The organism is Candidatus Planktophila vernalis, from assembly GCF_002288185.1.
GTDB classification, from domain to species: domain Bacteria; phylum Actinomycetota; class Actinomycetes; order Nanopelagicales; family Nanopelagicaceae; genus Planktophila; species Planktophila vernalis.
In genome coordinates, this window is sequence record NZ_CP016776.1 from 793,765 (window position 1) to 804,723 (window position 10,959).

General features: G+C 45.8%; 10 protein-coding genes. All 10 read right to left on the reverse strand.

Annotated features, from left to right (window positions below):
* Nucleotides 1-3: 3 nt before the first annotated feature.
* Genes hisF through A7sIIA15_RS04220 form a run of 10 tightly spaced genes read right to left on the reverse strand, consistent with a single transcriptional unit; the run spans nt 4 to nt 10,859 of the window.
* On the reverse strand, nt 4-777 hold the full coding sequence (hisF, locus tag A7sIIA15_RS04175; RefSeq protein ID WP_095685921.1) for an imidazole glycerol phosphate synthase subunit HisF: 774 nt from the start codon (nt 775-777) through the stop codon (nt 4-6).
* Complete coding sequence (priA, locus tag A7sIIA15_RS04180) at nt 774-1,499, reverse strand: bifunctional 1-(5-phosphoribosyl)-5-((5-phosphoribosylamino)methylideneamino)imidazole-4-carboxamide isomerase/phosphoribosylanthranilate isomerase PriA (protein ID WP_095685922.1); 726 nt, start codon at nt 1,497-1,499, stop codon at nt 774-776. Before priA ends, hisF begins: the two co-directional genes overlap by 4 nt.
* Nucleotides 1,496-2,098: an imidazole glycerol phosphate synthase subunit HisH gene (gene hisH, locus A7sIIA15_RS04185; protein WP_095685923.1), complete on the reverse strand. Its 603-nt coding sequence runs from the start codon at nt 2,096-2,098 to the stop codon at nt 1,496-1,498. Before hisH ends, priA begins: the two co-directional genes overlap by 4 nt.
* Complete coding sequence (hisB, locus tag A7sIIA15_RS04190; RefSeq protein WP_095685924.1) at nt 2,095-2,679, reverse strand: imidazoleglycerol-phosphate dehydratase HisB; 585 nt, start codon at nt 2,677-2,679, stop codon at nt 2,095-2,097. Before hisB ends, hisH begins: the two co-directional genes overlap by 4 nt.
* Nucleotides 2,680-2,691: 12 nt before the next feature.
* The gene (locus A7sIIA15_RS04195; RefSeq protein WP_095685925.1) at nt 2,692-3,777 is read right to left on the reverse strand and encodes a histidinol-phosphate transaminase; all 1,086 of its coding nucleotides are present in this window, start codon (nt 3,775-3,777) and stop codon (nt 2,692-2,694) included.
* Nucleotides 3,778-5,085, reverse strand: a complete 1,308-nt coding sequence (gene hisD / locus A7sIIA15_RS04200; RefSeq protein ID WP_095685926.1) for a histidinol dehydrogenase — start codon at nt 5,083-5,085, stop codon at nt 3,778-3,780.
* Between the two features lie 42 nt (nt 5,086-5,127).
* Nucleotides 5,128-8,625: a DNA polymerase III subunit alpha gene (gene dnaE / locus A7sIIA15_RS04205; RefSeq protein WP_095685927.1), complete on the reverse strand. Its 3,498-nt coding sequence runs from the start codon at nt 8,623-8,625 to the stop codon at nt 5,128-5,130.
* Between the two features lie 19 nt (nt 8,626-8,644).
* A complete protein-coding gene (locus tag A7sIIA15_RS04210) occupies nt 8,645-9,586 on the reverse strand; it encodes an RluA family pseudouridine synthase (protein WP_095685928.1) in 942 nt (313 codons plus the stop codon).
* Nucleotides 9,583-10,065 carry a signal peptidase II gene (gene lspA, locus A7sIIA15_RS04215; RefSeq protein WP_223298226.1) on the reverse strand — a complete coding sequence of 161 codons (483 nt, stop codon included), beginning with the start codon at nt 10,063-10,065 and terminating at the stop codon, nt 9,583-9,585. Before lspA ends, A7sIIA15_RS04210 begins: the two co-directional genes overlap by 4 nt.
* Before the next feature lie 2 nt (nt 10,066-10,067).
* Complete coding sequence (locus A7sIIA15_RS04220) at nt 10,068-10,859, reverse strand: TraR/DksA family transcriptional regulator (RefSeq protein ID WP_095685930.1); 792 nt, start codon at nt 10,857-10,859, stop codon at nt 10,068-10,070.
* Nucleotides 10,860-10,959: the final 100 nt, after the last annotated feature.

The following is a 10,959-nucleotide window of genomic DNA, read 5'->3' on the forward strand; positions in this document are numbered from 1 at the left end:
GCCTTACCTTGCTGCCACGGCGCGCACGGGATAATTGTGCGAACCTAGGTAGGACTTCACATCACCTATGCGGTGTATTCCAAAGTGGAACACGCTTGCAGCAAGAAGTGCACCGGCCCCTGCATCTAGGGCTGCTGCGAAATCAGCCGAAGTTCCAGCACCTCCACTGGCAATCAATGGCACTTTTGAAACTGAACGCATTGCGGTAATCATTCCAATGTCATAACCAGCACGAGTTCCGTCGGCATCCATAGAGTTCAGAAGAATTTCACCGACGCCCAATGCACAAGCTTTTTCAATCCAGGCGATTGCATCAATATCTGTTCCTTCTCGACCGCCATGAGTTGTGACTTCAAAACCTGATTCGGTACGTGCACGGCGGGCATCGACAGAAAGGACAAGGACTTGTGAACCAAATCGATCTGCAATCTCTGCGATTAATTCAGGTCGAGCTACTGCTGCAGTGTTAATTGAAACCTTGTCTGCTCCAGCTCGAAGTAAGCGATCTACATCAGAAACATTTCTAATGCCCCCGCCAACTGTGAGTGGAATAAAGACTTGTTCAGCTGTGCGGCGAACAACATCTAACGTTGTCTCTCGTCCATCAACGGTTGCTGAGATATCAAGAAAAGTTAACTCGTCAGCACCTTCTGCCCCATAGAGAGCGGCCATCTCAACTGGATCTCCAGCATCAACAAGGTTTGTGAAGTTAACTCCCTTAACAACTCGACCATTAGTGACATCCAAGCAAGGAATGATGCGAACAGAAAGAGTCATCGTCCTGCAACTTTCAGCGCTTCTTGCAAAGTAAAAGCACCGGCATATAAAGCCTTACCAACAATGGCACCTTCAACACCTGTTGAATTGAGATCACACAATGCTTGAATATCAGCCAAAGAAGAGATACCACCACTAGCAACAACTGGTTTAGATGTTGCTGCACAGACAGATTTAAGAAGTTCCAAATTAGGCCCAGCTAACGTGCCATCTTTTGTCACATCAGTTACTACATAGCGAGCACAACCATCTTTATCTAATCGTGAAAGAGTTTCAAAGAGATCCCCACCCTCTTTGGTCCATCCTCGCGCAGAAAGCACGTGACCGCGCACATCAAGTCCAACAGCAATGCGATCGCCGAATTCACCAATGACTCGAGCAGTCCATTCAGGATCTTCTAGGGCAGCTGTTCCAAGGTTTACTCGTGTGCAACCAGTTGCTAATGCTCTGCGCAACGATTCATCATCTCTAATGCCGCCAGATAGTTCGACTTTAATATCAAGTGCGCCAACAACTTGTGCCAAGAGTTCAGCATTACTTCCGCGGCCAAAAGCAGCATCAAGGTCAACAAGGTGTAACCACTCAGCTCCTGCTGCTTGAAACTCAAGTGCAACTTCAAGCGGTGCTCCATAAATACTCTCTTGGGCAAGCTCGCCTTGCACCAAGCGCACTGCACGCCCATCTTTAACATCTACTGCAGGCAGAAGCTCCAAGTAACTCATAGTGCACTCACCCAATTCTTAATCAAAGCTAACCCTGCATCTCCGGACTTTTCTGGATGAAATTGCGTTGCCGAAACATAGCCATCTTCAACCACTGCCAAAAACTTCTCACCGTGAAAGCTCCACCCTTGCATCTTTCCGACTGCTTTCTTGGCTGCATATGAGTGCACGAAATAGAATGACTCGCCTGAAACTCCTTTTAACAAAGTGGAGTTCGGATCACTTTCAATATTGTTCCAACCCATATGAGGAAGTATTGGTGCCTTCAGGCGCGAGACTTCACCTTCCCAAACTCCAACACCTTTATGGTTTGTATTTTCAGCATGCTCGCTACCCTCTTGAAAAAGTATCTGCATACCAATACAAATTCCTAGTACAGGTCGTTCTTTCGCAATTCGCTCACGAATGATTGCTTCGCCATCAACAGATCTCAACCCCTGCATACATGCCGCAAAGGCTCCAACGCCGGGAACAACTAAGCCATCGGCTTCAAGTGCTGTGGCGCGATCTGATGTGACAACTACATCAACACCAGAAGTAGCAAAGGCTCTTTGTGCCGAACGTAAGTTGCCAGAACCATAATCAAGAATTGCGATCAAAGAGAGCCTTTAGTTGAAGGAATACCTGCAACTCTGCCATCGAGTGAAACTGCATCACGTAGTGCACGTGCAACAGCTTTGAACTGTGCTTCAAAAACATGGTGCGCATTTCTTCCTTCAAGCACACGGATATGCAGGGCAATATGTGCTTCTGCAACTATTGATTCCCAAATATGTTTTCCAAGTGTTGTATCAAAAGTTCCAATGAGCTCAACAATCTCTGGCTGACGGTGGACTAAATATGGACGGCCAGAGAGATCAACTGCAGCTTGAACTAAAACTTCATCAAGTGGAACCATCGAATCACCGAAGCGGCGAATGCCTGCTTTGTCCCCCAACGCTTCACGTAGGGCTTGGCCAAATGCCAGTGATGTGTCTTCAACACTGTGATGAGAATCGACTTCAACGTCACCCGTTGTCTTAATAGTGAGATTAAAGCCTGAGTGCTTACCGAGCTGAGACATCATGTGGTCAAAAAACGGCACACCAGTAGAAACATCGATAACGCCTTGTCCATCTAGGTTAAGTTCAACTAAAACATGTGACTCTTTAGTTGCTCTTTCGACTCGTGCAGTTCTCATGGTGGCCTCTCTTTAGATGAGTTCTTTTAATGCAGTTATAAATAATGTGTTTTCGGCTTCATTGCCGACAGTTACTCGCAAATACCCTGGTAGTCCGACATCTCGAATTAGGACGCCTTTACCGAGTAGTTCACTCCAAAGTTTAGGGGCTTCGGCCTTAAATCCTGTAAACAAGATGAAGTTGGCGCTGCTCGGGACAACCTTGAGCCCGAGTGCGTGTAACTGCGCAGTCATTGCCTCCCGAGCCCGTATCAACTCAGAGACATATCCCAGTAGTTCGTCTTTGAAATCTATGGCAACTGATGCCGCAGCTTGAGTCAATGCACTTAAGTGATACGGCAATCTCACAAGCATCATGGCATCTTTTACCGAACTATCACAGAGCATGTATCCCACTCGTGCTCCTGCAAATGCAAACGCTTTACTCATTGTCCGTATAACAACAACATGAGGATTCTTAGCTATGAGTGTTACTGCAGAATCTTCAGTTGAAAATTCAGCGTATGCCTCATCCACAATCAGTAGACCATTGACCTTTGCTACAGCATCAGCAAGTGACTTAATTTGTGAGATTGAAACAGATCCACCTGTTGGATTGTTAGGCGTTGTGATAAAAGTTAATGCTGGCTTAATCTGCACAATTTGCTCAATAGCAAGTTCGACGTTTAGTGAGAAATCAGAATTTCGCTTTCCATCCACCCAATTTGTTCCACACACCTTGGCAATGAGTGGGTGCATTGAATAAGAGGGCGTGAAGCCAAGTGCACTCCCCTGACCGAATGCTAGAAAAATAGATTGAATAATCTCATTACTGCCATTAGCTGCCCAAATGTTATCTATTGTGAGATTTACCCTAGACGTTGAATTGATGTATCCAGCCAACTTAGTTCGCAGTTCATTGGCATCACGATCTGGATAACGATTCAAATTCGCTGCCGCAACCATCACAGCATCAGCAATCGCTTTCTGCAGAGCAGGTGAAGGTGAATAGGGATTCTCATTAGTGTTCAATGATGCTTGCGCAGGAACTTGTGGTGCGCCATAAGGAGTAAGAGGAGTTAAGTCCTTGCGCAGAGGCAACCAAGTTGGCCAATTCATTTACGAATTTTCCAATCTAATTGTCATTGCTTGCCCATGTGCGGGTAAGTCCTCTGAATTAGCTAGCGTCACAACTGTCGGAACTAAATCAGTAAATGCTTTTTCGCCATATTCAATGAAGTGAAGTCCACGCAGAAATGTCTGAACAGATAATCCACTTGAGTGGCAAGCACATCCGCCTGTAGGCAGGACGTGGTTAGAGCCTGCCGAGTAATCTCCAAGTGAGACTGGTGAGAAGCGTCCGATAAAGACTGCTCCAGCGTTTCTAATTTGTGCAGCATCTTCGCGCGAATTCTTTGTCTGAATTTCTAAGTGCTCTGCAGCATAAGCATTAACAACATCAATCCCCTGCTTCATGTCATCGACTAAGACAATTGCTGACTGAACGCCTGAAAGGGCAGATGTAATTCGCTCCTTGTGTTTAGTCTTTCCAACTTGAATCTTAAGTTCGGACTCAACCTTGTTTGCTAAATCAATTGAGTCGGTAACCAAAATCGCTGCCGCGATTACATCGTGCTCGGCTTGGCTAATTAGATCTGCTGCAACATCACTTGCTCGAGCAGAAGAGTCAGCCAGAATTGCAATTTCAGTTGGGCCAGCTTCTGAATCAATTCCAATCACACCACGTAATGCGCGTTTTGCAGCAGCTACATAGATATTGCCTGGACCTGTAACCAGATCACTCTTTTCACACAGACCTTCAACACCATAAGCAAACATGGCAATCGCCTGGGCTCCCCCAACAGCAAAGACTTCAGTTACACCAAGTAGTGCACACGTTGCCAAAATAGTTGGGTGAGGCAGACCTGCGAATTCTTTTTGCGGTGGTGAAGCAACAGCTATCGATGAAACCTTTGCAATTTGTGCAGGTACCACATTCATGACAACGCTACTTGGATATACCGCTCGTCCACCTGGAACATAAAGACCCACACGATCAACTGGGATCCACTTTTCAGTAACCGTGCCACCGTCAACAACGTTCGTAGTCCTATCAGCTCTTACCTGATCATTATGAACTTTTCTCACTCGTTCAATTGAAAGCTCTAACGCTGCCCGAATTGCAGGATCTAATGACGCTAAAGCCGAATCCAAAGCCTGCTGTGGAACACGAATAGAAGCAGGAGTTACGCCATCGAATTCTTGCGCCAATTTAATGAGTTCGCTTTCTCCACCGGTTTTCACACGGTGCAGAATTGGCTCAACCAGAGCCATAGCTTGGGCAACATCTAAAGCTGCACGCGGAAGTTCGGCGTTATATCCAGCCTTAGTAAGGGCTTTGCCACGAAGATCAACGGTGCGAATCACATGCTAATTGTAACGGCTGAGCCCAACACGGCGGACTTGAATTTAAACCAGGCAGTTAGGCCCAAGAATAGATTTGAGATCTGCGCTCAGTGATGGAGAAGCTGTGACCGATGCATCAATCTTCATTACTGTGCTGCTGCCATTTTCACTCAATGACAGATGCACTTCTCGCTTACCTGGATGTGAACGCAAAATTTCCTTAATGCGATCAACCACAGGTGGCGTGCACTGAGACATTGGAATTGAAATCACAAGAGGACCTGTAGGACCTGCAGAAATATCTGGCATAGACATTTCAAGGGCTGTAAATCGCAGGTTCTCTTCACGGCGATCAACGCGACCACGAACAGTCACAATTCGATCCTCAGTTAGCGACATTGAATACTGGTTGTAGGTGTTTGAGAAGAAGAGAACTTCCAAAGATCCTTCAAGATCTTCAATTGTTACTACGGCCCATGAAGCTCCTTGCCTTGAAACCTTGCGAGTAACGCTAGTGATTAAGCCGCCGATAGTGACAACTGATTCATGTTGCGCGCCTTCATCAACTAATTCACTGATAGACATATCTGTATTTGCGCGAAGCACATGTTCAACGCCTAAAAGTGGATGATCGGAAACATAGAGACCCAGCATCTCGCGCTCATAGCTAAGCAGCATCGCCTTATCCCACTCACCAGTTGGGATCTCAATATCTAATCCTGAAACCTCAGTGATGGCTTCTCCACCAAATAAATCAAATTGTCCAATGGCCTCAGCACGCTTGCTCTCAATAACAGAATCAATTGCCTCCAAGTGAACAGCAATCAAGCCCTTACGAGTTGCTCCAAGTGAGCCAAAAGCTCCCGCCTTAATCAAGGATTCAATTGTCTTCTTGTTACACACTTGCGCATCTACTTTTGCTAAGAAATCACCAAAGGATGTGAATCGACCTTTACTCTCACGCGCAGCTTTAATGGATGCAACAACGCCTTCACCAACATTTCTAATTGCTGCAAGACCAAAGCGAATATCTTTTCCACGAGGGGTATATTCACCATTTGATTCATTGACATCCGGTGGCAACACATTAATTCCCATACGGCGGCATTCACTTAAATACAAGGCAGATTTATCTTTATCATCTCGAACGCTAGTCAACAGCGCAGCCATGTATTCAGTTGGGTAGTTAGTCTTTAAATAAGCCGTCCAATATGACACAACACCATAGCCGGCTGAGTGTGCTCGGTTGAAAGCGTAATCAGAGAATGGAATAAGAACGTCCCATAAGCGTTTGATAGCAGCAGTTGAGAAACCATTGGCCTGCATACCCGCTTCAAAAGGAATATATTCCTTATCCAAAATATCTTTGTTCTTCTTACCCATCGCCTTACGCAAAAGATCTGCACGTCCGAGTGAGAACCCAGCAACCTTTTGTGCAATAGCCATTACTTGTTCCTGATAAACAATTAGGCCGTATGTGTCACCAAGAATTTCGTGCAAAGGTTCTGATAGCTCTTGGTGAATAGGTTCAACTGGCTTTCGCTTGTTTTTGCGATCGGCGTAGTTGTTATGTGCATTCTCACCCATAGGACCTGGACGATAGAGAGCGATAACAGCCGAAATATCTTCAAAAGAATCCGGTGACATAGATTTGAGCAACGCACGCATTGGTCCACCATCGAGCTGGAACACACCCAGAGTGTCACCGCGTGAGAGCAGTTCATATGTCTTTTTATCATCGAGCTTTAAATCCTCTAACACCACATCAATGTTTTGGTTCTCTTTAATGTTGAGCAGCGCATCATCTAGAACAGAGAGGTTTCGAAGGCCCAAGAAGTCCATCTTGAGTAAGCCAATGGATTCACATGCACCCATATCAAACTGAGTAATGATTGCGCCATCTGCTTCGCGGCGATGGATTGGAATGACATCGAGTAATGGTTCGCGAGAGAGAATAACTCCAGCTGCGTGAACACCCCACTGGCGCTTTAATCCTTCAAGACCACGGGCCGTATCAACCACTCGCTTTGAATCTGGATCTGATTCATACAGTGATCGGAACTCCCCTGCTTCACCGTAGCGATCATCTTTAGAATCAAAGATTCCACCAAGAGAAATATCTTTACCCATAACCGATGGCGGCAAAGCCTTTGTTAACTTCTCACCAATGACGTATGGATAACCTAGAACGCGTGTTGAGTCCTTAATCGCTTGCTTGGATTTAATGGTTCCATAAGTGATGATCTGAGCAACCCGATCTTCGCCATATTTATTTGTTGCATAACGAATCATTTCGCTGCGACGACGCTCATCAAAGTCCAAGTCGATATCAGGCATAGAGATACGTTCTGGATTAAGAAAGCGCTCGAACAAAAGTCCATGTTCAAGTGGATCTAAACCAGTAATACCAAGTGAATAAGCAACCAGTGAACCTGGAGCCGATCCTCGACCTGGTCCAACCCGAATACCAACTTTCTTTGCATGTCCTACTAAGTCAGCAACAACAAGGAAGTAACCAGGAAAACCCATCTTCTCCATCACACCTAGTTCATAATCAAGACGAGATTCGTGTGCAGGTGTGAGCTTGTCCCCCAAACGCTCCTTCATGCCGCGCACGGCTTCCTTCTTAAGCCAAGAATCTTCCGTCTCTCCAGCTGGAACACTAAATTGCGGAAGGAGATTTTCATTTTCTCGCATAGTCACATCACAGCGCTCGGCAATAAGTAATGTGTTATCGCAACTCTCTGGAATGTCCTTAAAGAGCTCTCGCATCTGTGCCGGAGTTTTGACATAGAAAGAGTCATTATCGAATTTAAATCGCTTGGGATCTGCCAATGTAGAACCAGATTGAACGCAGAGCAGAGCCTCATGTGCACCAGAGTCTGCTTGTAATGTGTAGTGCAGATCATTGGTTGCAAGAAGTGGAAGGCCTAACTCTTTTCCAAGCTTGAGCAAGTCAGCTTTGACGCGAGTTTCAATATCAATTCCATGATCCATTACCTCTAAAAAGAAATTGCCTTCACCAAAAATATCTCGATAATCACTTGCAGCCTTTATTGCCTCTTTATATGCACCCATTCTCAAACGAGTTTGGATCTCTCCACCTGGGCAACCCGTAGTCGCAATCAATCCCTTGGAATACTGAGCTAGAAGTTCTCTATCCATGCGGGGCTTGTAGTAATAACCTTCAAGGGATGCAAGAGAAGATAGACGAAAGAGATTGCCGAGACCAACATTATTCTCAGCCAAAATTGTCATGTGCGTGTAAGCACCGCCACCGGAAACATCATCTTCACCACCACTTGCCCACTGCACTCTCTTTTTATCAAAGCGAGATTCAGGGGCAACGTAGGCTTCAATTCCAATGATTGGCTTAACACCAGCTTTTTTCGCTTGCTTATAAAACTCATAAGCACCAAAAACATTTCCATGATCTGTCATTGCAATTGCTGGCATGCCTTGTCTGACAACTTCTTGCATTAAATCGGGAACACGCGCTGCGCCATCGAGCATTGAATACTCGGTATGGACGTGCAGATGTACGAAATTCTCAGAAGTCATGGTGGTCGTAGATTATTACTTAAGGCAGAACTGCATCAGATAGCAACGCTAATGAGCGTGTGAGATCGGCTGGGTATGGAGCTTCAAAACTCAGGTGTTCACCAGTAATAGGGTGGTCAAACATGAGCTCCTTGGCGTGTAGCCAAGGTCGTCTCATCTCTAGAGATTTAGCCAAAACAGGATCTGCGCCATATGTTGTGTCGCCAACAAGTGGATGGTTGAGTGCAGAGAAGTGGACACGGATTTGGTGTGTACGACCGGTTTCTAATTCAACTTTGGCTAATGAAACACCTCGATAAAACTCAATAACTTCATAATGGGTTATGGAATCTTTTCCTGTTGCCACTACTGCGAAACGATGATCCTCTTTTGGATGACGATCAATAGGTGCATCAATAGTTCCAGTGGTTGGATCCATATGACCTTGAATCAGTGCATGATAAATCTTGTCCACAGTGCGATTTCTAAAGGCATCCTTTAACACAGTAAATGCTCGATCACTTTTAGCAACAATCATTAACCCGCTAGTGCCAACATCTAGGCGATGAACAATGCCTTGTCGCTCTGCTGCCCCACTTGTTGAAATTGAATAACCGGCTGCCATCAATGCACCGACAACAGTTGGTCCCGTCCATCCTGGACTTGGATGGGCAGCACAACCCACGGGCTTATCAATAACAACGATTGCATCATCGTCATAAACAATTGAAAGGCCCTCTAGCGGAGTGAGCGGAATTGGATCTTGATTAATTGGAGCTGGCATCAACACATCAATAACTTGGTTGGCGCTCACGCGATCTGATTTAGCCATGGCTTTTCCAGATGTTCTGATATCGCCATCTTCGAGCAGCTTAACTACTGCTGTGCGCGAAAGGCCCAGCACACGGGTGAGAGCACTATCGATTCGCTCACCAGCAACGCCTTCTGGCACTGACAGGGTGCGCTGTTCTCGATTACTCATATCAACTCTTCTTTTTTAATTGGTGGAATGTTTCGCGCAGTTAAAACAACAGATATAAAGGCAGCAACCACGATTGCGGTGTCTGCAATATTGAATATAGGCCAATTAGGCAGTTGTAACCAATCAATAACATGGCCACGAAGCAATCCTGGCTCTCTGAATATGCGATCAGTCAGATTTCCTAAAACTCCACCCATTACTAGGCCTAAAACAACTCCCCAACCCTTTGAGGTCAATGCAGGTGCGTAATAAGCAATTGCGATTAATACAGCAATTCCAAAGAGAGATAGAAACAGAGTTGCCCCTTCAGCAAAAGAAAAGGCAGCTCCAGAGTTTCTCACGAAGGTGAGTTGAAAAAGTGAGCCAATGACTTTTACTGGACCTCGGTTGGACAAATAATCTACTGCCCAGATTTTGGTTGCTAAATCCGCAAGCCAGATAAGCAAGGCAACACCTAAGAGTGTGCGCCACACGCGCACTGCTAGCGCCGTTCTTCCTTCTGCTTGCAGATCATGCACAAAGTGGCCCGGGGAAATACTTGTAAACGGGCCTTTCCAATTGCACTTCCACATTCTTCGCAGTTTCCATAGGTCTTAGAGTCAATTCGATCTAAGGCACGCTCTGTTTGCAAAACCATGTCACGAGCATTAATCACTAGCGACATTTCATGTTCACGTTCAAAAGTCTTAGTACCTGCATCTGCTTGGTCATCTCCGGCGCCTTCACCAGATTCTTGAATAAGTGAATCCATCTCCACTTCAACTTTTTCCAGCTCAACGCGAAGACGTGCCAACTCTTTAGAAATCTCAGTACGAATGCTCTTAAGCTCTGCTGCAGTCCATGGTGATTCACTCTCACTGACCACAATTGGTGTTGGAGCAACTTTAATTGGCTTTAGTGGTGCAACCTTTTTACCGCTCTTAGCTGGACGCGGTGGTGGTGGCATTACCAATCGGCGCTCTTCTACTACAGGGGCAGCAACTGGCGCAGAAATCGTTGAGACTGAAACTGTTTGAGATTTTTCATCAACAGTCAGAGTTGTCTTTGATGGAAATGGCTTACCTGGTGCCTTTTTGACTGGAATGCTCTTTACCGCTGCTTTTTTAGCAGGTGCTTTCTTGGCAGGAGCCTTTTTAGCTACGGCTTTCTTAGCCACTGCTTTCTTGGCTGGTGCTTTTTTTGCTGGAGCCTTTTTAGCTACCTTCTTCTTTACGGCAGCCTTCTTAGCAGGAGCCTTCTTGGCTGCTGCTTTCTTGACCGGCTTCTTAGGCATGTCGCGAACCTTAATGCTCTTCAGGGGCTGTTACCAATTAGCCACGGGCATTTTTTGGCTTAACTAGACGATAGTATTGAGCCACTACCGCAAATGAGCA

Excerpts from the sequence above, each read along its gene's own strand:
- hisF (WP_095685921.1), bottom strand. The coding sequence starts at position 777 with ATGACTCTTTCTGTTCGCATCATTCCTTGCTTGGATGTCACTAATGGT.
- priA (WP_095685922.1), bottom strand. The coding sequence starts at position 1,499 with ATGAGTTACTTGGAGCTTCTGCCTGCAGTAGATGTTAAAGATGGGCGT.
- hisB (WP_095685924.1), bottom strand. The coding sequence starts at position 2,679 with ATGAGAACTGCACGAGTCGAAAGAGCAACTAAAGAGTCACATGTTTTA.
- A7sIIA15_RS04195 (WP_095685925.1), bottom strand. The coding sequence starts at position 3,777 with ATGAATTGGCCAACTTGGTTGCCTCTGCGCAAGGACTTAACTCCTCTT.
- dnaE (WP_095685927.1), bottom strand. The coding sequence starts at position 8,625 with ATGACTTCTGAGAATTTCGTACATCTGCACGTCCATACCGAGTATTCA.
- A7sIIA15_RS04210 (WP_095685928.1), bottom strand. The coding sequence starts at position 9,586 with ATGAGTAATCGAGAACAGCGCACCCTGTCAGTGCCAGAAGGCGTTGCT.
- A7sIIA15_RS04220 (WP_095685930.1), bottom strand. The coding sequence starts at position 10,859 with ATGCCTAAGAAGCCGGTCAAGAAAGCAGCAGCCAAGAAGGCTCCTGCT.